Consider the following 21,102-nt stretch of genomic DNA (forward strand, 5'->3'; position numbering starts at 1 on the left):
AGGAGGAACATAGATGGTAACGACGGATAAACTTACAGAAACGGTAGAAACGATAAAAAAAGGCGGCTTAGAAAAATATCATCAAAAAAATGCTGAAAAAGGGAAGCTTTTCGTACGTGATCGGCTACAGCTTCTATTTGACGAAGGAGTTGAAATCGAGGACGCCTTCTTCGCAAATTGTGCGAGTGATGGGCTGCCTGCAGACGGTGTCGTTACAGGCATCGGCAAAATCAACGGACAGAGGGTCTGTGTCATGGCCAATGATTCGACTGTAAAAGCAGGTTCTTGGGGAGCAAGGACTGTCGAGAAAATCATCCGCATTCAGGAAACCGCTGATAAGTTACAATTGCCACTACTATATTTAGTCGATTCAGCCGGTGCCCGCATAACGGATCAAGTCGAAATGTTTCCTGGACGCCGTGGGGCAGGCCGGATCTTTTACAACCAAGTGAAGTTATCTGGAAAAGTGCCTCAAATCTGTCTATTGTTCGGTCCTTCCGCAGCAGGTGGGGCATATATCCCTGCTTTTTGCGATATTGTTGTTATGGTTGATGGAAATGCATCCATGTATTTAGGGTCACCGAGGATGGCCGAAATGGTCATTGGCGAAAAAGTGACCGAAGAGGAAATGGGTGGAGCGAAAATGCATTGTTCCGTTTCAGGATGTGGTGATGTACTCGTTAAATCAGAAGAAGAATCCATTGCCTTTGCTCGCCGATACTTAAGCTATTTTCCAGGAAATTATCAACAAAAGCCGAAAGCTACCAAACCTGAGCTACCTGCTGAATTTGAAAAAACGCTGGAAGAGCTGATTCCAAAAAATCAAAATGCTGCCTTTAATATGTATGACCTAATCGACAGGATTATAGACCGTAATTCATTTTGCGAAATCAAAAAATTATTTGCCCCTGAATTGATTACTGGTCTTGCACGGTTAAATGGCCAAACGATTGGAATTATAGCCAACCAGCCGCGTGTCAAAGGGGGGGTTCTGTTCCATGATTCTGCTGACAAGGCCGCCAAGTTCATCAATTTATGTGACGCTTTCCATATCCCACTTTTGTTCCTAGCGGATATTCCAGGATTTATGATTGGAACTAAGGTCGAACAGGCGGGCATTATTCGCCATGGTGCGAAAATGATATCAGCAATGAGCGAAGCCACGGTTCCCAAAATTTCTGTCGTTGTTCGTAAGGCTTATGGTGCCGGATTATACGCGATGGCAGGTCCTGCTTTTGAACCGGATTGCGTTCTGGCCTTACCAACTGCTTTGATTGCTGTTATGGGTGCGGAAGCAGCGGTTAACGCAGTCTATGCTAACAAAATCAGTGCAATGGATGCAGTAGAACGACCTGCTTTCATTGAGCAGAAGCGAAATGAATATAATGAAGATATTGATATTTACCGCTTAGCCTCAGAGATGATTGTGGATGCTATTATCCAGCCAAATGACCTGCGTGATGAATTGAGCGCTCGGTTTGAAGCGTATAGTAGCAAGCAAATGACATTTACTGAGCGTAAACACGGAGTATATCCCGTATAATAAATATAATAAACAGCCCGGTCATGTTGACCGGGCTATTTATTTTGCAGTATGGAAGAATAGGATGAATGATTTTTCTAATAATATGAAAATTTTACTAAGTTAAGTATTGCAATATTAACCAAGGAAGAGTACTATAATTAGTAATTAATGATTTACTAATTACTACATTTTCAGTCTTAGTAAAAGAAAGTGAGAGTTGCCATGGTTCAGCAGGAAAAAAAGAAATATATTACTCCAGATGGATACACAGCAGATATTGCGATCTTTACGATTACCACCAAGAAGACGGCCGAGAAAGCCCCGCCTGAAATGTTATTAAAGCTATTATTAATCAAACGTGCTGCAAAAGATAGGGAAGGAAGTCCGAATGTTGAAGGTGATAAATGGGCTTTACCCGGTGGCTTTGTGAATGCTGGCGAGACAGCCTATGAGGCAGCCAAACGAGAATTAAAAGAAGAAACAGGTGTGACAGGATTTCATGTGAAGCATTTTGGTGTATATGACCATCCGGGACGTGATCAGAGAGGGTGGATTATCTCTAATGCTTTTTATGCAATTGTTCAGGAAGAATTTCTTCATCAAAGAAAAGCGAATGACGATGCAGCTGAGGTGGAATTGTTCACGATACAGGAAGCTTTAAAATTAGAACTTGCTTTTGATCATTATACAATTATTAATGAAGCGATAAATTTAATGAAAAAAGATATGGTGCAAACAACGATAGCTCAAAAGTTTTTACCAGAAGAATTTACACTTTCAGAACTCCAACGGGTTTTACTAACAGTTAGGGATGATGCGAAAATCAGTGCAGATTCACTTTTTTTTGCAAAAGCCCCAAAGCTCCCGTTCTTGGAGAAAGTATTGGATGAAAAGGGCTTACAGAAGAAAACTAAACGTAATTCATTTCGGCCTTCACAACTTTACCGATTTAATGCAGAGATTGTCATGGACTCTATTTATTATTAGGAGGAATGAGTGAAATGGGTAAAAAGGCTTTAATCAATATTGATTATACATATGACTTCGTGGCAGACGGCGGTGCATTGACATGTGGAAAGCCTGGACAGGAAATCGAAGATACACTGGTCGGTATAACTAAGGAATTTATCAAGCAAGGGGAATACACGGTATTTGCGATTGATCTTCATGAAGAAGGAGACCGCTTACATCCTGAAACGAAATTGTTTCCACCACATAATATTAGCGGTACAATGGGTAGAGACCTATATGGTACGTTAAAAGAGGAATATGAAACAAATAAAAATCTAAGGAATGTTTATTATATAGATAAAACACGTTATTCGGCTTTTGTAGGAACGGACCTTGATATCAGACTTAGGGAACGGGACATTACCGACGTATATTTAGTCGGTGTGTGTACCGATATCTGCATATTACATACTGCAATTGACGCTTACAATTTAGGCTATAAAATCTTTGTTTACGAAAATGCAGTGGCCTCATTCAATAGTACCGGTCACGAATGGGCACTTACACATTTTAAAGGATCACTTGGAGCAACCATTCTTTAATATCTATTCACGCAACAGAATAGAAGAGAGGCGGCCGCTTCTCTTTTGGGAGGAACTATCCATGGAAAAAAAGTACAACGACGACAGTTACGCACTACACACAGATCTTTACCAAATCAATATGGCTCAAACTTATTGGCAAGACAACACACATAACAGAAAGGCCGTATTCGAGGTTTTTTTCAGAAAGCTTCCATTTAACAGCGGATATGCAATTTTTGCAGGACTAGAGAAAATTGTTCATTACCTACAGAACTTTTGCTTTTCAGAAAGTGATATCAACTATTTAAAATCGGAATTGCATTACGATGATGAATTTTTGGATTATTTGCAGAATGTCCGTTTTACTGGAACGATTCGTTGCATGAAAGAGGGCGAGCTTGTTTTTGGCAACGAACCGATATTACGTGTAGAGGCACCCCTTGGTGAAGCGCAACTCATAGAAACAGCGCTGCTGAACATTGTGAACTATCACACACTCGTTGCGACAAAGGCTTCGCGCATCAAACAAGTAATTGGCGATGAATCTGCACTTGAATTCGGCTCAAGGCGAGCACAAGAAATGGATGCCGCAATATGGGGAGCACGCGCTGCCTACATTGCTGGCTTTGACTCTACGAGCAATGTCCGTGCAGGCAAGCTGTTCGGTATTCCGGTTTCAGGGACACATGCTCATTCCATGATTCAGGCCTATAAAGACGAATATACGGCATTTCATAAATATGCAAGCTCTCATAAAGATTGTGTATTTTTGGTGGATACTTATGATACGCTACGTTCTGGCATCCCGAATGCAATCCGTGTCGCCAAAGAACTGGGCGATAAAATTAATTTCATTGGCGTCCGTCTTGATAGCGGCGATTTGGCTTACCTGTCAAAAGAAGCACGCCGTATGCTAGATGCTGCAGGTTTCCATAATGCGAAGATAGTCGCTTCAAATGATTTGGATGAATATACGATTATCAACCTGAAGCAACAAGGAGCAAGAATCGATATTTGGGGAATCGGGACCAAATTAATTACGGCTTATGACCAGCCTGCATTAGGTGCCGTTTATAAGATGGTTTCAATTGAGGACGAAAATGGGAATATGAGAGATACCATCAAAATTTCTTCTAACCCTGAAAAGGTAACGACACCTGGCCTAAAACGAGTATACAGAATCATTAATAAAGTCAACCATCATGCAGAAGGCGACTACTTGGCTATGGAATATGAAAAGCCTCAGGAACAGGAAAAATTAAAAATGTTCCATCCTGTCCATACTTTCCTAAGTAAATTTGTCACTGATTTCGATGCGGTGGACCTGCATGAGGATATTTTTATGGACGGAAGTTTAACCTATGAATTACCATCCATTGATGAAATCAAGACCTTTACGGAAAAAAATCTTCAAGTATTATGGCCAGAGTACTTACGTGCACTCAATCCTGAAGAATATCCGGTCGACTTAAGCCAGGACTGTTGGGATAATAAAATGAGAAATATAGATGAAGTAAAAGCCAATGTTGAGAGAATGTTTACGAAATAACGAGTCTATTTTATAAGGAAAGAGGGGCTATGCCAATGCGTCCATTACAAAATGAAATCGTAAAGAAATTACTTGTCCAACCAACGATTAATCCTGAAGCTGAATTCAGAAAAAGTGTCGATCTTCTAAAAGATTATATGAAGAAAAACGATTTTCTAAAAAGCTTTGTACTGGGCATTTCTGGAGGTCAAGATTCAACGCTAGGCGGCTATATTGCACAAACTGCTGTCAATGAATTGAATCATGAAACGAACAGCAAAGAATATAAATTTGTTGCTGTGAGCCTTCCATACGGTGTACAGGCTGATGAAGATGACAGACAATTGGCTTTGAAATTCATTAAGCCAAGTCAAACGGTAACAGTTAATATTAAGGAAGCAGTGGATGCATCGGTAAAGGCTGTGGAAGACGCTACGGGTGAAAAACTATCCCATTTCTTAAGAGGAAATGTCAAAGCACGTGAGCGGATGAAGGTGCAATACGATTTAGCCGGACTATATAAAGGTGTCGTGCTTGGTACAGACCATGCAGCGGAAGCAATCACCGGTTTCTTTACAAAACATGGTGACGGGGCAGCTGATATCATCCCGTTATATCGTTTGAATAAAAGGCAAGGAAAAGAAATTCTGAAATTCGTCGGAGCACCTGAGCGTCTATATACGAAAATTCCAACTGCAGATCTAGAAGATGACAAACCGCTGATTCCTGATGAAGTGGCTTTAGGTGTGAGTTATGATGAAATCGATGATTACCTTGAAGGTAAGGAAATCAGAACGGAAGCGGCCGAAATCATCGAAGGCTGGTATACAAAAACCGAACATAAACGGAATGAAGCCATTAACGTGTACGATACTTGGTGGAAATGAAGGAATAATGGAGAAGCTTAGTTAAGATAGGACTTCAGCATGTAATTGAATGATAAACGCCAATCACTGTTGAAAATGCAGGATTACGAATCTATTATTAGAGCCCATATTACTATGAAGATGCAGTAGAATACTATGGTTATGGGGAAGCAAACCAATCATGAGATTTCCGAATACTCCCATTTTTCAGCCAAACACAGCAGTAAAAAATGGAACCTTTCCTAAAGTGAAAGGTTCCATTTTTTTAGTCTATATGTGCATAAATATGTTTTTCCAAATTGTTTCTCGAATGCTTCTTTAGTTATTCATAATAAACTATTGCTTCCTGCGTCAAGAGTAATTGACTTTCTATGTTTTAAAGGAACGGCGATTTTTTATTTAATTGCACGATTGTTTCCAATACTTCAGGATTTTCAAGAGAAGAAACATCACCTATGTAGTAGGATGATTTAATGACACGTGGCATGACTTTTCCATTTCTCGTTTAGATGGAATCGGTTTTAGTACAGCATGATTCTATACTTGAGACAGTAAAAATTGGAGTTCCAGAAGATGTGAAGGGTGATACGACCATCTGTTTTGTGCCATATTTCATTACACCCGATGCTAGATGCTTTTATTTCATATCTTAATGAATTAAAACCTGAAGACATCACTATCGGGGTCTGTGTTTCCTCTGGAACAAAACGCTTACAGTCTTTCTAGTTCTAATTGCTTCTGTTATAACGTCATTCTCTTGTAACGCAGAAACTGAAAACCAGTCAGCCGTCACAGAAGAGATTTCAACAACCATGATGGATATCAGATCTCATGCAAGCCAACTGGCCGAAATGGCACATAGGATGCTAAAGGGAGAATAATATGAACAAAAAAATCATCGCACACTTTGAGAGGTATGCGGTGATTTTTTTAGTTGTAGACTATAACTCCATTTATAGAAGACTCGTTATTACAAAGGGATTCTCCATATACAGGTCCAAGAGCGCTTTTTACATCGGAAAATAGTAAACAAAGTAATGTATATTTAGATATCTTGAAGTAGAGTATATTTAATATATATAATTTTAAATGGTTTTCCGATGGAGGTTCTTTTTCGATATGAAGGCAAGATATGAACTCGAAAACATGAACTTAACACTTAGCAATGTTACTTTACGCAATGCAGCTGACAGTTATGTTCTTTTGAAAGCGGCAGATGATCATAATAATAATGAAATAACGATTAAGCTTTCACACGGTCAAGCAGAATTTCTAGAAGCGGAATTAAGAGAAGTAAACCGCCGTCGTAAGGAAAATAGCTCTGAAATATTTAGACATAATCAGGAAAGTTTAAATGACGACGATTCTTTCAATCTGTTTAGCATTGATTTATTTAATGAAAATGAATCAAAGTAAATCTGGAATTCTGAGATTGTAAAATCTATTTCCCAACATAATGCCAGCTCCTCTGTAACTTCTCCCTTTTTCCATTCTAAGATATGCTACAGAGAAAGTTCTCATTATAACCTCTTATATAACTCCAAATGCTAAATTCCGATAAACTAGCGTAAGTAATGTTAAGAGCAAGGTGATCTCTTGTTATCTTTTTTTTGATTGTTTGAAGAATTTTTTTATCAATAAATACAGTGAGGAAATTGCAGCAAAAACTAAGAAAAATACGATGAAGCCCCAGAGGCCTACTGCAGCATCTTGAAATTCCATATTTCCTCTACTAGTTAGAGCTTGTTGTATTTCAATTGCAAATACTAAGACAACCATGACAGTAAAGGTATATAGGAAAGAAAGAATGGTAATCCCAAAACGCATCCGGGATATTAAATTAGATAAAAATAACACAAATAAAAATATAATAATTCCTATAATCCCCATTATCCAAAAATGTAGATCTTTGTCCGTTGCATTTGAATTTAGAGTGTCGCTTACAAATAATAGTATAAAATCGTGAATATTGTTTACGATGTCCGCTAATATCTGGATGAATTCTTTCATGAATAACACCTCCAATCCCTAAATTATAGCAGGTTATAATTTTATATAGAAGGGATAAGTTATTAGGTTTATTCTGCATCATTTTACATAGATGTCATAGAAAATATAGCTAGACTGATTGAGAAGGAAGGATATTTTAAATGAATTCAATCGTATAACGATTAAGCTAAGACACTCATTAATATCGAGTGTGTTTTTTTGTTTTTCAGTTATTTTTAGCTCAGCACAATGGTTGATCTTTTTTAGGGCAAAACTAGGAAACATTTAAAGAAGAATTAAATGCATGGTATGAATGAAAATGGAGTAATTCGGAAAAGAAGAAGACCTTATCCGTAAAACTTAAGCAAGGATGCAAAGGCAGCTAAATAAAGGTATAGTTAATATATGAAGTCTTGCCGGTGGCTATACAACATTCGATACATAGAAAAGATAAAATCAAGTAGAAAATGAAAGTAACAATTTTAGCCTTGATTGTATTGATTGGCTTTTTTATTAATAAGTTGTTTAAAATAACAAAGAGCTAAATTAGTGATTACGAGCCTAATTATGTTCTAGTAATAACAGGTATATTGGATTATTATTATAAGTTAGGTTATTAACAATACGTAAAGGCTATTTGATTTATCTGGTGGAGGAAAAAGTATGCAAAATGAACATTATCACATGTTAACAATAATTGATTTTATGAAAACTGGTCACAAAACTTACTTTGTGAAAATAGTAGGTTTTGATGCTGATGCTGGAAGGGAATTTGAAGGTGAAATCAAATTTGTCCAGAATATGCCTTTTGGAGATTTGATTCACCCTCAAAGATCACATTTATCTTCTACTTGCAGAGAATTTGTTCGTGAAAATTTGATAAACAGATATGATTCAGGTCAATTTAATTGAATTTAGGAAACTACGAGTTCTATTTGAATGAATATCTCCTTGTTTGTTCATAGTTTACCTAGCTTTTCAATATGTCTGATAATAAATTTACTAGAACTTGTAAGACATCATATTCTAAGATAATTTTGTGTTTCAGTAGTGGGTCCATCTTTCTTTCCATTCCTTAGTTGATGAAGTGTTTTTTTGTTGTTTAATTTTGGTAAAAAACAGGGTATAAAGAATTTGTTGTACTAAATATAATTATGTCAATTTTCTCTGTTTACAGACAAAATAGCATATTTTTCCCTATTTAACTCTCAGACTTTAATCCTTATAATAGAAAATATGAAAAATATGACAGTTATAATAGAAATATACTATTTTTGAGGTGAGTCTTTATGGTATATGCAGACATATTGAGTAACATGCACTCTGCTATCTCCAGTAAAATAGCTAGTTTAGACGAAAAAATTGAACGTTTAGTGAGAGCGAAAGACGGTATTATAAAAGAACAAAGTATGTGTCTTAACGAGATTAGAAATATTAAAAATCCGGAGCTGGGTAGTAGTTGGACAGGAAGCCGCTCAGATGATTTCCAGAAAGCCCGTGGTGATGCTTATAATGTGATGTTTAGCATCATCCATGACGACTATGACGACTATCAATGGAAAATCGAAGCGATGATTACAAAGCTAAATGCCGAGAAAACTCTTATGAATATAGCTGGAAATATAGCCCAAGAAGCCGATCACCTTTTAGACAAAGGTGAGGAGGCACTTGGGCAGCTGGAAAGTAAAATATCAGATTTAAAAAGGCGGTTGATTTAATGGCGACAATCTAACTGAATCATCCTGCCGTAACAAAGCAAGTTAATCAAGTGAAGACGGCACTTGGTACAGTCACGCTTGGAAATCTGCCGGCAGGCGAACTTGGCAACAATAAATTGGAATTCACCTCGAAGTGGATTGATCGTGAAACCAACCTGGAGAAGGTCTTTGAACAATATATCAAAATCGTCCAGAAAAATGTGGAAGATACCCGTGCTAACATTGACTTATTAAAAGAACAGGATGAAGCCATCGCCCATTCGTCTTCACATGGGTATCAGCCGCGATGAAAATATACGAAGCCAAGACATTGACGGCAAAATCTACTGATTTTGTTACTCAAGTCGTTGGGTCTGGTAAAAAGTTGAAGCCTGCAGGTATGATGATGCCAAGGTGTCCACATTCAATTTATAACAGAGGGTTTTGATTTCAGTTCAGAGGTGAAAAAACATGGAAAATAAGATGCATATTTTAAGTGAACAATATGTAGTGGAACATGGAACAGATTTCGAAGAAAAACTTTGGTTTACTTCCTATAGCGATGAAGTTCTAGATAACCCAGAAGATGAGGGAGGAAGCCCTTTTAATGGGCTAGCCTATGAGTTATATGAAAATGGGGATTTGGCTTATTATAGTTATTATAAGGATGGATTTTTAGAAGGTGATTTTGTTAGATTTCACCATAATGGAAATGTGAAATCCTTGGATTATATGATTAAAGGGCAAACTAGAGGATTAAGGGTAATGTGGTATGATAGTGGAGAAAAAAAATATGATGGAGAATATAATTTTGGTATATGTTTAAGGTATACGGAATGGGATATGCAAGGAAACGTAACGAGACAAAAAGCATTTCCTACAGAAGGAGAATTAAAAAGACTAGAAAGATTTGCTGATCATGATCAAAGTGAATAATATAGGAATTAAGAATTTGACAGAGGAATTTAAAACAGTACAGAATGAACTTACCTCTAGGGTAAAACTCATAAATAGTTTTAAAATGGAAGATTTACAATTAATTGCAGGTGTAGACTTAGCATATTGGGATGTAGGTAAAACGACATTTGGTACATGTTGTATTGTTTGTATAGATTACGAAACAAAGGAAATTGTTGAAAAAGTATATAGTTATGGTGAAATTACCATTCCTTATATTTCAGGATTTCTTGCTTTTCGAGAACTACCTTTAATCTTGGATGCAATTAAAAAATTAAAGAGGATACCAGATATATATATGTTTGATGGAAATGGTTACTTACATTATAGGCATATGGGAATCGCTACCCATGCATCCTTTTTCTTAAAGAAACCTACAATTGGAGTAGCCAAAAGCTATCTTAAAATTAAAGGTGTGGATTTCACGCTACCTGAAAATCAAGAGGGTGCTTACACAGATATTGTAATAAATGATGAGGTGTATGGTCGTGCTTTGAGGACCACAAAAAATGTTAAACCCATTTTCGTTTCTTGTGGTAACTGGATTGATTTAGACACAAGCACCGAAATAGTCATGAATTTCATAAATAAAGAGAGCCGTCTACCAATTCCGGTGAGGCAAGCAGATATAGAAACACATAAAGTAAGAAAAGAATTATCGCAGTAAGAAATAGGAGACAAAGAGGCCTAGCAAAAATGGATTGCTAGGTTAGTTTGCATGTAATAATTCAAAATAGAGGGTTTAAATTTTTAATATAGTTTAACCGTAGCCAATGGCCTGGGCAAGCAATCACCGGCAAAGACATGTTCTCGGCAACTAACTAACCGAGGATTATTTCTTATTCTCTCTAATAATTCTTCATCAGTTTTCCCAACATGTCTTTCAATCAATTCCCACCTTTTGACTCATCTGCAGCCAATCCACCACCAGGTGCAAGAGAACTCTTATCTCCTGGTTTAACTAAAGATTGAAACCTACTTTCCAGGAGAGGCCCATACATTAGATAATATTACATATGGCTACCAAAGTATAACTTGTTATTTGGTGATATGATTTTTGCTCTAGAATAGCAGAATCCTGGAATTATTGATGAAGCTAACATGGAAGCATCGCCAAACACTATGAACGTATATAACGTATATAAAGATGCAAAAATCGTTGTTCCAGGTCATAAAACTTGGGGAGATTTTAGTTTGCTCCCGCATACGTTAGATATTGTCCAAAAACATGAAAATTGAGATTACCTATACATAAAGATTAAAATCCTAATAATGATTAGAAAGTAAAAATCACTTTTGAAATTTCAATAAGTATTTATAACCTAATTATTTTTGAATGCTTTTCTGTACTTGTCCACACCTTCTTTCAGTCTATGCATATAAAATATTAAGGAGGGTGTTAGGATGAATTGTTTTATAGAAAAATGCTTTGAGGATAATGATCCAAGTACAGTTTGGGTTCCTAAGAAGCGTTGTAAATGTAAGAACAAGCATCGTTTTTATTAATCACTTAAAAGTAAGAAGTATCCGTTTTGGAAGTTTTTTTACAGTTTAGAAGCAATTACGTAATAAGAAGCTGATAATAGAGCGTCTATACCAATTATGTTTTAATAGTAATATTTTTTAGGGGCAGACTTAGAGACTGCCCTTTTTAAATGATAAAAATATAAAAGGGGCACAATATGATATATAGTAATAGGCAAGAAAAGGATTGAACAGGAGTTATAGCTTTATGTGTGGAGAAACTGTTGGGATATATTTTAATATAAGTAATAAACATATTGATTAGGTTTTATCTCATAGGCTCCAAATAGTCATGTTATTGCTTATTTTCGACGAAAGTGAAAATTTGAAAAAAGTGATGTATGTAATTTTAAAAATAGAAAAAAGCACTTAAGCTTAATGGCTGAGTGCTTTTTACATGGAACTATTCTTTTTTCAAAATTTGTCTGCTTTGCAGGATAATCTCATTATTTTTATTGATTGCTTCAACATTGTTTAACTTAACAGGGTCATTAATTAATTCGTTATCTTCCATATATTCAAGTAACAATTATTCTTTCACTCACTAAACATTGGGATTTTTATGTTGTTTTCATTTCTTCCATATATCGGTGTATAATAATAGTATATTTTACAATTAGGGGGAACTTATGGATTCAGCAAGCAGTTTAATGGGGATTATTGCAATTATACCCATTTTATTTTACCTCGGACTTCTTTTTTTAAGTGTTTACTTTGTTATTAAGGTGATTAAATTTATTAATGCTAAGACAAGACTAGATCAGGAAAGAAACGAAAAGATGGATGAGTTAATTAGGGTTATCGGTAAGAAGGATCAGGAATAAATAGAAAAACACTTAACCTAAATGGTCGAGTATTTTTTTTTGATATATGGAATTACTTTTTTTATTCATGTAATAACATTTGGGCTAGGTTAATAACTTCTTTTTTTTTATACTACCTTTTAATAAACAGTGGGAACAAACTGTTTGGTATTTAAAAAATAATAAGTAACAAAATACGAGTCGCCTCTTAATAAGGGGTGGCTTTTTATTATGCAAAGAGCAGTTAGGTGTACAAGCATTTGTTATTAAATAGCATAAAAATAATTTGAGGTGAATAAAATGACGGCAAAATTACAAACGTTATTAACCAGATCCGAAAAGAATATGGGCAGTGGTATACATCCAGTGGTGAAAGAATCAGCATTAGAAATGATTAAACGCGCCTATAAAGAAGGTATTTTTGTTCAAATCAGCGCAGGCTACCGTTCTATGGAAGAGCAAGCAAAGTTATATGGTCAAGGTCGCCTAGGATATAGTTATAAAGGGAAAAATTATAGTGATCTATCGAAACCAAAAGTGACAAACGCTCAGCCAGGTCAATCATATCATAACTATGGACTAGCCATTGATTATATCATAGTGAGTGATGATGGGAAGAATGCAATATGGACAGTTGATTCAAAGTGGAAACGTGTAGCTGCTATTGGTAAAGATTTGGGTTTTCAATGGGGTGGAGATTGGGCTTCGTATAAAGACTATCCTCATTTGGAGATGACGGGTGGATTATCCTTTTCACAATTACAAGCAGGCAATAACCCCAATTTGGTATCAAAAGTGCCTACTGGTGATCAGATTGTAAAACAAATCCAAAAAACATTAAACAGTAGGAATAAAACAAGAATCGTTGTGGATGGTTTTTATGGCCCTAACACTAAGAAGGCGCTGATAAAGGGGTTCCAAAGGGAGCTAAATAAACAATATAGTGCAAAGCTTAAGGTCGATGGGAAATGGGGTCCTAATACAAAGGCAGCTTCACCCATTATTAGAGAAGGGGAGAATGGGAATATCACATATATCTTACAAGCTGTACTTTATTCTGAAGGTTACAATCCAAATGGGGTAGATGGTATATTTGGAAGTGGCACAAAGTCAGCGGTAAAAGTATTTCAAAAAGCTAACGGATTACCAGCAGATGGTATCGCTGGAGAAAATACATTTGCTAAGTTGTTTGCATGACATAAAATTATGTGCATGAATATGCAATAATTTTATGGGTGAATTATTATATAACTCCCAGAATCACACCACGTTAGAAGCCCATCTCTAAATCGAGAGGGGCTTTTTTTCTCTATCTATTCAAACAGAGTATATAATCGAATCGGTTTTTGGTTTCCAGAAGAATCTAATCCGGGATTTAAACTTAAAAATACAGTCTCTACACTTGAATTATTTGGATTGTTTTCAACTTTAATTCCCTCTGCTTCAAGAGTGCCAACATAACTTCCTGTTATTTTTATGGTGTTGATATGCTCGGCATTACCACCGTTAGTATAAGAATATTTATAGAGTGTAGGTGTATCACCTGCTGCACCGCCATACAGATAAAGGAATTTGTTACCAGAACCTATCCCAGTGATATCAAATCCTTGAAAGGAATTATTGGGTCTTGTGAGTCCTGTGAAATTTGTCAACTGCAATGAGCTTAGATCTTTTATGGACATTTTATTATCTGATGAAGCCTTTAATGCCTTTGTTACGTCACTTAGTTTATATACGGCGTAGTAGGTATTAGATGTTGAAGTTCCAATTTGAATTCTAAAACAAATACGATCTTTGCCATCTGCTATTGCAACAGCACTTCTATAGGCACTACCACTTATTTTTGATGTGACTTCTTCTAGATTTGTTATCGTTTTTACATTTACTACTTCTGCGCCCGTTGGTTTTGCAGGGTTAACTTTATACTCAATAAGTGATATATCAGTAGACCATTTATTGCTATCACCACTATTTACGGTATTCCCTACCCATAATAAAGTTTTTCCATTCTCTTTTATCACTTCTAAAGACTCTCCGTGTCCATAGTCTCCAAGTATTACATAATCTTCTACTTCACATTTTTCACCTTTTATAATGCAGCGTGAAAGCACTGTAGCCGATTTAACTCTCTGAGTAATAAAAACTTCATTTTTATCACCATAATCAAAGTTTTGTATAGCATTTTCATATTTCAGGCCTAAATATTCAAATACCCGGTCTATAGTAGTCGTTTTTGTTGGGACTGTGTTGGCAGCGCTAGTAGTAATACCGGACATATTTAAGAGTATGAGGCATCCCAAAAGTGTTATAAAAGTTTTTTTAAAAACTATTTTCATTTTATAATCCCCTTTTTATTTTCTTATCATTATTATTTGCAGATAATATCATAACATGTTAATTATGTTTAATTTTATCTTAAAAGTTAAAAAATATAAGGAAGTAAAAGAGGATTAAAAGGTGTCGTTTATTTGGATGTATTTATAGAATCTTCTACAAATTCGGGAACTGATTTCACTTGAAGAATATAGATCAAGCGTTTTTTGAACAAGTTTTTTCTCAAGGAAAAACTGCACTTTATTCCATGGGGATCACTACATCTCGAATGGTTAATACAAAGGGTTACCTATAGCTAGTACTGGTACAGTAACTGATCATGTTATAAGTTAAGTTTAAAATGATTCGATGAACAGAAGGAATCAACTGTGTAATACAGGCTAAAAGATTATCCCCTGAATTGGAACTAGAATAAATGACCATAATGACCATAATAGCCATAGATAAAAATATAAAGGATGATATCATGATTTATATCTATAATGACTATGGTGGGACACATACCACGGCTCTAGCAGCCGCCTATCATTTAAAAGAAATTATCCAATCGGAACGAAAACTAACTAAAGAAGAAATATTAAATGTTAATTACTTCAATAAATTAACAAAAGATGATTCAGGGGAAATTATTTTTCATGGGATAGATGAAAATGGAGACTCGGTATATACTTTAGGACGGCGATCATCCAAAATTGTTGTTCCAGCATTAAAAAACTTAAGCTTAATATTGCAAAACAAACATCAATTTCATGAAAAAATAGTATTCTCTAATACATCACCAACGGTACCGTTGGTGATGTCAATTGGGGGTTTTTTATCAAGACAATTAAAAATTGATTTTATTGGTGTACCATTATTAATTATAGGTGCCAAACAATGCTGTGATAATATTTTTCGGTTGGTTGAAAATACCAAACAAATAGGGAAATTCTCAAGTGAGGAAAAAGTGATTATTTTAGAAAATGAAAAATATAAATGATAATAGTTAGTATTTTATCTAGGTGAGAAAAGAGATATCCCTAGAACAGGAAGTCGGTTTTTACATAAAAAAATAAAATGTTAAGCAAGATACGTTGAGTCAACCATAAATGTTGGCTCTTTGTTGTTACGCATATGAAAGAAACTACATGTCAACGAAAATAAGTAAATTACCACTCATGAGTTAATAAAATCGAAAGTTTTTTGGAATCAATGTAAATTTTGTAATGAATATACGTGAATTTCGTAAATTTTTGGAATCCTAGGTAATTTCCTGATTTTTAGTTGTATGATTGAGAAAAAGGAGTTTATTGAGATGAAATTTTCAGAAACTATTGTAAATTTTTTTTCAATCAAACAAAAAGAAATACCAGACACACACTTTCAATGTCATGTCTGTGACGGAACAGGTGCCTATGATATATATACTGACTGTCTTACTTGTAATGGAAAAGGGCTAATAAGTAAAATTGAGTATTTTAGTAGACTTGAAAACGGTGAAATCTAAAAGTTTTAATGTTGACTGTTACTATGCCTTATCGATTTACAGATAGCGCTACAGAAAAACCTAAGAATTGGGAAAATGAATATTATTGTTTAGTTACACAGTTAGATTTTATTTTTTTATCTGTCATTAAATAGGTAGGATTACATGAACCTTGTCAAATATATTAGTTACAGTCATTAAAAATGAAAATTCCCTAGGGGTCCTTTTAATAGGAAGAAACTGTGGGTATCTTGAAAAATAAATAAGCAACAAACCAAAGTCGTCCAAAAGGTCGGCTTATTAATTTCGAAATGGGGAGACAAAAGATATTCGAACTTGGATTATCAGCTTTGTTTATTGGCACCCTGTTACCAAACTATTCAAAACATGTACAAGACTTTTGGGAGTTTTAATGGTCATAATTGCATAGTCATTATAAAAGGAAGTACAAAAAAGCTTTATGACAAAGGGTTAAAAATCAGAAAAATGTATCAAGCAATGATATTCATTTAAAATGTACGAGTCAGATAACATTGATAATCTTTTACAAACAATGATAAGAAAAAGTAAAAGCAGTGATAGTTAAGGGTGATCAATAATTTGTGCTGTAAGGAATTAATTAGAGGGGATTATATCTTTTTGTTGAAATGATTAGAAAGGGGGTGGTGAGTGTGAATAAAGAAAGAGTACGTTTGGCTATTTTAAAGGAATTATACAACGGAAATAACGCCTTTAAACATGTGGATTTAGGGATTGAACCTAAGGCCCTTAATGATGCTGTTGAATTCCTACAAGACGAAGGGTATAGTGATGGTGCTGAAGTATATCTTACAGGGAATTATGATATATCCAACGCTATGATAATTGAAAAGGGAGAAGATTATCTAGAGGATAACTCCCTATTAATGAAAGCGTACAAAGGGTTGAAGGGAGCGAGAGATTGGATAAAAATTTAGTAACAACGTTAAAGCATCCAATCATTGGATGCATTTTTTTTTATCATAAATCAGAACAAATGTTCTATAATATAACTTATAGAATGAATGGAGTTGTTCCTATGTCACTTAAAGATCGCGGAAATATTAAATGGAAATCAGCTATGTTTTTGCCTGAGCACGTTAAATTACTAAAAGATTTAAATAAAGATTATTATCGGCAAGTAAAACCAATATTAGATGAATACCAAATAGAGGAGTTTGAAAACAAAATACACTATGCTATGGAGTTTAGTTCACCAGTAAAGTTTACTGTTTGGGAAGACGGCTTCGATTGGGAGTATACAGGATTATTACATAGATTAGAACCAAAAACTAATTTGATTCATTTAGAGTTGGAGAAAGAAAAGGGATATATTATAAAAATAAAATTTGAAGATATTGTAGAGGTTGAAGTTAAAGAGTAAAGAAATTTAAATGGAAATACCACTTTGTTATATTCTTACTTTTACATGTTACTCATATAAAAGTTAATAAATTTCAATTTAAACTTAAAGCAAATAGAGGAAAAAATTAAAACTACAAAATCAGAGATAAAAGATAATAAAAAAAGCTAGTGACAATAATATTACTAGACTGTGTTCGGATAAATTGTTGCTCAGGAACACAGTCAAAGTCATTAGAAATGTTGGTGAAAAGAGATATGAATACACAATCACACGATTTGTTTTTTTGCTTGTTTATCATTTCCCGCCAGAAGACTCCCTCTTCAAGCGTGTGAAGGGTGAGAGCACAACGGTAAGGGGGAGATGAATGGCGGTTGGCATAAGCCAAAGTAATCTTTTGACAAACGTACGTTCGATGGCTAATAATAACTATAAGGGGGTGAAACCAATGGTCGTAAACAAAGCTTATAAATTTCGAATCTATCCAACTAAAGAACAACTAGTTCTAATCAATAAAACGATCGGCTGCTCCCGTTTTGTCTATAACTTCTTTTTAGGCAAACAAAAGGAGAAAGATGCCTACTGGTATATCTGTGAAGAAATGAAGCAGAACGGCCAATTACCCTCTAATGAATGGAAAGGTTCTTTTCTGAATAAATACGCAACAATCAAAGAACTTCCAGCTTTAAAGAAAGAGTATTCTTTCCTGAAAGAAGTAGACAGTATTGCCTTACAGAAATCGGTGGAAAATTTAGCAGATTCCTATAGTCGATATTATAAAAAGCAAAACAAGTCACCACGCTTCAAATCGAAAAAGAATCCTATCCAGTCCTATACGACTAAACATACGAATGGGAATATTGGAATTGTTGGAAACAAAATCAAATTGCCAAAACTCGGTCTAGTTCGTTTTGCTAAAAGCCGCGAAGTCGAAGGGCGAATCATCAATGCCACAATCAGGCGGAACCCTTCGGGTAAATATTTCATTTCCGTTTTAGCCGAAACCAATGTACAAGTACTTCCTAAAACGAATCGTTCGTGCGGTGTAGATGTTGGTTTGAAGAACTTTGCTATTCTTTCAGATGGTACGGTCTATCAAAACCCAAAATTCTTCCGGACGGTCGAAAAGAAATTGTCCAAAGCACAACGGATTCTTTCAAGGCGACAAGAAATAGCCTTGAATCAAAATAAACCATTGGCTGAAGCCAAAAACTATCAAAAACAAAAACGAAAAGTGGCTATCCTACACGAAAAAATTTCAAATGCCCGAATGGATTACTTACATAAAGTTTCTACCGAAATCATCAAAAACCACGATGTTATTGGAATGGAAGACTTGCAAGTGTCGAATATGATGAAAAATCACAAACTAGCTAAAGCTATTAGTGAAGTATCTTGGTACCAATTCAAAAAAATGTTGGAATACAAAGCAAAATGGTATGGTAAACAAATCGTGACCGTATCTAAAACGTTTGCTTCTAGCCAATTGTGTTCTAGCTGCGGTTACCAAAATAAAGACGTTAAACATCTGAATCTTCGTGAATGGGATTGTCCTTTTTGTTCTACTCACCACGATCGAGATATTAACGCAGGACTCAATCTAATGAATGAAGCCATAAGGCTTCTAACCGTAGGAACTACGGGAGTAGCCTAATTAAAAATTGGCCGATAGGCTAATGTTCTTAGGAATCCCCCACTTCAATCAGACCGTAAGGTCGATAAGTGGTGGGTAGTTCAACAAGCATAATAATAAGTATTTCACTTTCTTTTTCTTAATCATCCTATTAATTGACAAGCGTTGTCAAAGGGAAGGATTTATCATTTAAAGGTTCTTTTGAATTGAAAGGACCATTAAAACAGCTGCTCAAAGAGTAGTGGATAACCATACTAGAATCTATTTGTATAGAAAACTGCTGAAGTGGCGTAATGAGCAGAGTCGAGAGATTAATGACACTCATTTGAAATGTATTTTTTATGTAAAAAAATATAAACTTATGGTAATCCAGGTACTTATGTATTAGTATAAATATAGATTGTGGTTCTTTATAACGAATTTAGGGGGAGAAAACGTGCTTAATAGAGGTATTTTGTCATTGGTTGCTGTAGGGTTATTAGCTTCGACAGTGTCCGTTGGTACTGTTAAGGCTGAAGAAAACGAGAACACGTTGGCTAGGAAAGCTATAGAAAGTCAAGTTGAAAAGCCACTCCAAAAAGGGATCATTGATTCTAAAACATTTAATCAATTTGAAAAAGTATTAAAAGGTTCTCAATCATACTCAGTACATAGGTTCAATAAAATGGGTAGGATGAGCAGTGGCTCTTCTGAGGAAGATTACTTGATTGAAAGTGAATATAATGACGACTTTAATTCAGCAAATATATCATCATATGAAAAACCGACAATCGGTCAACTACTTCCTTTGTACGATGTCGATTTTTATAAAGTAGAAGTACCTCAGAGTGGAGTTTTACTAGTAGCTGGGGAAACTAACTCATATGCTATTGATCTACTATTTACTGCCGTACAAAAGGATTTTGTTGAGAATAATAACTTGGAATATTTGGGTAGTGAATATGAGGATGATGTTGAAGTACAAGCATATCAAGCTAAAGCTGGCACGTACTATGTGGGTGTTATAGACACAGATAATGACTACGTTGACAATAACACAGAAGAGGATTTATATGCTATCTCAACTGGATTTGTAGACAATGTTAAACCATCTAAGCCAAGTGTTTCTAAGGTTGACAATAATGACAAAGTAATTACAGGGAAAGCAGAAGCTAATTCTACGGTTACTGTTAAAAGCGGAAGTAAAGTGTTAGGCTCAGCAAAGGCAACATCTAAAGGAACATTCTCTATTAAAATAGCCGTGCAAAAAGCGGGAACTAAATTGACCATCACAGCAAAAGATAGTTCAGGGAATGTCAGTTCTAGTGCTTCTGTAACTGTTCTAGACGTTGTTCCACCAAGTAAACCTACCGTAAGTAAGGTAGATAATAATGACAAAGTAGTAACAGGGAAAGCAGAAGCAAATTCTACGGTTACTGTTAAAAATGGAAGTAAAGCATTAGGCTCAGCAAAGGCAACAACTAAAGGAACATACTCTATTAAAATAGCCGTGCAAAAAGCGGGAACTAAATTAACGGTCACAGCAAAAGATAGTTCAGGGAATGTGAGTTCAAGTGCTTCTGTCACAGTGTTAGATGTTGTTCCACCAAGTAAGCCTACGGTAAGTAAGGTAGATGATAATGATAAAGTTGTAAAAGGGAAAGCAGAAGCATCATCAACTGTGACCGTAAAGGTAGGTAGTAAATCCCTTGGTTCAGCAAAAGCAACGTCTAAGGGGAGCTACTCAGTTAAGATAAAAGCACAGAAAAAGGGAACTACCCTTTCAATAACTGCAAAGGATAAAGCAGGAAATGTTAGTTCAAAGGCAACTACTAAGGTTGTAAAACATTAAATTCATTGAAAGAGTCGAGGATTAATTCCTCGGC

Annotated in this window: 21 protein-coding genes and 1 pseudogene; 19 read left to right on the top strand and 3 right to left on the bottom strand. The window is 35.4% G+C overall.

Annotated features, from left to right (window positions below; genetic code table 11):
• The first annotated feature begins 13 nt into the window (after nucleotides 1-13).
• The 6 genes from NST21_RS13195 (at nucleotide 14) to NST21_RS13220 (ending at nucleotide 6,870) form a co-directional block, all read left to right on the top strand.
• Nucleotides 14-1,543, top strand: a complete 1,530-nt coding sequence (locus NST21_RS13195) for an acyl-CoA carboxylase subunit beta (protein WP_053345958.1) — start codon at nucleotides 14-16, stop codon at nucleotides 1,541-1,543.
• A gap of 204 nt (nucleotides 1,544-1,747) precedes the next feature.
• Nucleotides 1,748-2,512: an NUDIX domain-containing protein gene (locus NST21_RS13200; protein WP_252432847.1), complete on the top strand. Its 765-nt coding sequence runs from the start codon at nucleotides 1,748-1,750 to the stop codon at nucleotides 2,510-2,512.
• A gap of 14 nt (nucleotides 2,513-2,526) precedes the next feature.
• Nucleotides 2,527-3,078, top strand: a complete 552-nt coding sequence (locus NST21_RS13205; RefSeq protein WP_340889509.1) for a cysteine hydrolase family protein — start codon at nucleotides 2,527-2,529, stop codon at nucleotides 3,076-3,078.
• A 61-nt stretch (nucleotides 3,079-3,139) separates the two neighbouring features.
• Nucleotides 3,140-4,609, top strand: coding sequence for a nicotinate phosphoribosyltransferase (locus tag NST21_RS13210; RefSeq protein WP_328113510.1), 1,470 nt, complete (start codon nucleotides 3,140-3,142; stop codon nucleotides 4,607-4,609).
• Nucleotides 4,610-4,644: 35 nt separating this feature from the next.
• Nucleotides 4,645-5,475, top strand: a complete 831-nt coding sequence (nadE, locus tag NST21_RS13215) for an ammonia-dependent NAD(+) synthetase (RefSeq protein ID WP_056519331.1) — start codon at nucleotides 4,645-4,647, stop codon at nucleotides 5,473-5,475.
• Nucleotides 5,476-6,573: 1,098 nt separating this feature from the next.
• Nucleotides 6,574-6,870: a hypothetical protein gene (locus NST21_RS13220; RefSeq protein WP_098174569.1), complete on the top strand. Its 297-nt coding sequence runs from the start codon at nucleotides 6,574-6,576 to the stop codon at nucleotides 6,868-6,870.
• Nucleotides 6,871-7,053: 183 nt separating this feature from the next.
• On the opposite strand, the gene NST21_RS13225 is transcribed toward NST21_RS13220, so the two are convergent.
• Entirely contained in the window at nucleotides 7,054-7,464 is a 411-nt protein-coding gene (locus tag NST21_RS13225; RefSeq protein ID WP_340889514.1) for a hypothetical protein, read from the bottom strand.
• A 642-nt stretch (nucleotides 7,465-8,106) separates the two neighbouring features.
• Between NST21_RS13225 and NST21_RS13230 the strand changes: the two genes are divergently transcribed.
• From NST21_RS13230 to NST21_RS13250, 5 genes are all read left to right on the top strand, one after another.
• Nucleotides 8,107-8,355 (top strand): hypothetical protein, encoded by a 249-nt coding sequence (locus NST21_RS13230; protein WP_340889516.1) that lies wholly within the window; start codon nucleotides 8,107-8,109, stop codon nucleotides 8,353-8,355.
• A gap of 377 nt (nucleotides 8,356-8,732) precedes the next feature.
• Complete coding sequence (locus NST21_RS13235; protein ID WP_340889517.1) at nucleotides 8,733-9,161, top strand: YwqH-like family protein; 429 nt, start codon at nucleotides 8,733-8,735, stop codon at nucleotides 9,159-9,161.
• Between the two features lie 14 nt (nucleotides 9,162-9,175).
• Nucleotides 9,176-9,451 carry a YwqI/YxiC family protein gene (locus tag NST21_RS13240; protein WP_340892532.1) on the top strand — a complete coding sequence of 92 codons (276 nt, stop codon included), beginning with the start codon at nucleotides 9,176-9,178 and terminating at the stop codon, nucleotides 9,449-9,451.
• 160 nt (nucleotides 9,452-9,611) lie between these two features.
• Nucleotides 9,612-10,076 carry a toxin-antitoxin system YwqK family antitoxin gene (locus NST21_RS13245; RefSeq protein ID WP_340889518.1) on the top strand — a complete coding sequence of 155 codons (465 nt, stop codon included), beginning with the start codon at nucleotides 9,612-9,614 and terminating at the stop codon, nucleotides 10,074-10,076.
• Complete coding sequence (locus tag NST21_RS13250; protein ID WP_340889519.1) at nucleotides 10,060-10,764, top strand: endonuclease V; 705 nt, start codon at nucleotides 10,060-10,062, stop codon at nucleotides 10,762-10,764. The genes NST21_RS13245 and NST21_RS13250 overlap by 17 nt, the downstream gene beginning before the upstream one ends.
• A 155-nt stretch (nucleotides 10,765-10,919) precedes the next feature.
• On the opposite strand, the pseudogene NST21_RS13255 reads toward NST21_RS13250, so the two are convergent.
• Nucleotides 10,920-11,059 (bottom strand): annotated as a pseudogene (locus NST21_RS13255) (WXG100 family type VII secretion target); the annotation flags it as partial.
• A 1,191-nt stretch (nucleotides 11,060-12,250) separates the two neighbouring features.
• Here NST21_RS13255 and NST21_RS13260 point away from each other — a divergent pair.
• Nucleotides 12,251-12,445: a hypothetical protein gene (locus NST21_RS13260; protein WP_098174564.1), complete on the top strand. Its 195-nt coding sequence runs from the start codon at nucleotides 12,251-12,253 to the stop codon at nucleotides 12,443-12,445.
• Between the two features lie 279 nt (nucleotides 12,446-12,724).
• On the top strand, nucleotides 12,725-13,621 hold the full coding sequence (locus tag NST21_RS13265; RefSeq protein ID WP_340889521.1) for a peptidoglycan-binding protein: 897 nt from the start codon (nucleotides 12,725-12,727) through the stop codon (nucleotides 13,619-13,621).
• A gap of 116 nt (nucleotides 13,622-13,737) precedes the next feature.
• Here NST21_RS13265 and NST21_RS13270 read toward each other — a convergent pair whose 3' ends face one another.
• Nucleotides 13,738-14,760 (bottom strand): helveticin J family class III bacteriocin, encoded by a 1,023-nt coding sequence (locus NST21_RS13270; protein ID WP_340889523.1) that lies wholly within the window; start codon nucleotides 14,758-14,760, stop codon nucleotides 13,738-13,740.
• 464 nt (nucleotides 14,761-15,224) lie between these two features.
• Between NST21_RS13270 and NST21_RS13275 the strand changes: the two genes are divergently transcribed.
• From NST21_RS13275 to NST21_RS13300, 6 genes are all read left to right on the top strand, one after another.
• Nucleotides 15,225-15,737, top strand: coding sequence for a DUF3189 family protein (locus tag NST21_RS13275; RefSeq protein ID WP_340889524.1), 513 nt, complete (start codon nucleotides 15,225-15,227; stop codon nucleotides 15,735-15,737).
• Between the two features lie 315 nt (nucleotides 15,738-16,052).
• A complete protein-coding gene (locus NST21_RS13280; RefSeq protein ID WP_053345975.1) occupies nucleotides 16,053-16,244 on the top strand; it encodes a hypothetical protein in 192 nt (63 codons plus the stop codon).
• A 650-nt stretch (nucleotides 16,245-16,894) separates the two neighbouring features.
• On the top strand, nucleotides 16,895-17,179 hold the full coding sequence (locus NST21_RS13285) for a YjcQ family protein (RefSeq protein WP_340889525.1): 285 nt from the start codon (nucleotides 16,895-16,897) through the stop codon (nucleotides 17,177-17,179).
• Nucleotides 17,164-17,625, top strand: a complete 462-nt coding sequence (locus NST21_RS13290; protein ID WP_340889526.1) for a YolD-like family protein — start codon at nucleotides 17,164-17,166, stop codon at nucleotides 17,623-17,625. The genes NST21_RS13285 and NST21_RS13290 overlap by 16 nt, the downstream gene beginning before the upstream one ends.
• A 427-nt stretch (nucleotides 17,626-18,052) precedes the next feature.
• Nucleotides 18,053-19,258 carry an IS200/IS605 family element RNA-guided endonuclease TnpB gene (gene tnpB, locus NST21_RS13295; RefSeq protein WP_340890618.1) on the top strand — a complete coding sequence of 402 codons (1,206 nt, stop codon included), beginning with the start codon at nucleotides 18,053-18,055 and terminating at the stop codon, nucleotides 19,256-19,258.
• Between the two features lie 415 nt (nucleotides 19,259-19,673).
• On the top strand, nucleotides 19,674-21,068 hold the full coding sequence (locus tag NST21_RS13300) for an Ig-like domain-containing protein (protein ID WP_340889528.1): 1,395 nt from the start codon (nucleotides 19,674-19,676) through the stop codon (nucleotides 21,066-21,068).
• The last annotated feature ends 34 nt before the right edge of the window (nucleotides 21,069-21,102 follow it).

The sequence above is a fragment of the Peribacillus sp. FSL K6-1552 genome (assembly GCF_038005205.1).
Lineage (GTDB): Bacteria > Bacillota > Bacilli > Bacillales > DSM-1321 > Peribacillus > Peribacillus butanolivorans.

Coding starts and splice junctions, on each gene's coding strand:
- NST21_RS13195 (WP_053345958.1), top strand. CDS start 14: ATGGTAACGACGGATAAACTTACAGAAACGGTAGAAACGATAAAAAAA.
- NST21_RS13200 (WP_252432847.1), top strand. CDS start 1,748: ATGGTTCAGCAGGAAAAAAAGAAATATATTACTCCAGATGGATACACA.
- NST21_RS13205 (WP_340889509.1), top strand. CDS start 2,527: ATGGGTAAAAAGGCTTTAATCAATATTGATTATACATATGACTTCGTG.
- NST21_RS13210 (WP_328113510.1), top strand. CDS start 3,140: ATGGAAAAAAAGTACAACGACGACAGTTACGCACTACACACAGATCTT.
- nadE (WP_056519331.1), top strand. CDS start 4,645: ATGCGTCCATTACAAAATGAAATCGTAAAGAAATTACTTGTCCAACCA.
- NST21_RS13220 (WP_098174569.1), top strand. CDS start 6,574: ATGAAGGCAAGATATGAACTCGAAAACATGAACTTAACACTTAGCAAT.
- NST21_RS13225 (WP_340889514.1), bottom strand. CDS start 7,464: ATGAAAGAATTCATCCAGATATTAGCGGACATCGTAAACAATATTCAC.
- NST21_RS13230 (WP_340889516.1), top strand. CDS start 8,107: ATGCAAAATGAACATTATCACATGTTAACAATAATTGATTTTATGAAA.
- NST21_RS13235 (WP_340889517.1), top strand. CDS start 8,733: ATGGTATATGCAGACATATTGAGTAACATGCACTCTGCTATCTCCAGT.
- NST21_RS13245 (WP_340889518.1), top strand. CDS start 9,612: ATGGAAAATAAGATGCATATTTTAAGTGAACAATATGTAGTGGAACAT.
- NST21_RS13250 (WP_340889519.1), top strand. CDS start 10,060: ATGATCAAAGTGAATAATATAGGAATTAAGAATTTGACAGAGGAATTT.
- NST21_RS13260 (WP_098174564.1), top strand. CDS start 12,251: ATGGATTCAGCAAGCAGTTTAATGGGGATTATTGCAATTATACCCATT.
- NST21_RS13265 (WP_340889521.1), top strand. CDS start 12,725: ATGACGGCAAAATTACAAACGTTATTAACCAGATCCGAAAAGAATATG.
- NST21_RS13270 (WP_340889523.1), bottom strand. CDS start 14,760: ATGAAAATAGTTTTTAAAAAAACTTTTATAACACTTTTGGGATGCCTC.
- NST21_RS13275 (WP_340889524.1), top strand. CDS start 15,225: ATGATTTATATCTATAATGACTATGGTGGGACACATACCACGGCTCTA.
- NST21_RS13280 (WP_053345975.1), top strand. CDS start 16,053: ATGAAATTTTCAGAAACTATTGTAAATTTTTTTTCAATCAAACAAAAA.
- tnpB (WP_340890618.1), top strand. CDS start 18,053: ATGGTCGTAAACAAAGCTTATAAATTTCGAATCTATCCAACTAAAGAA.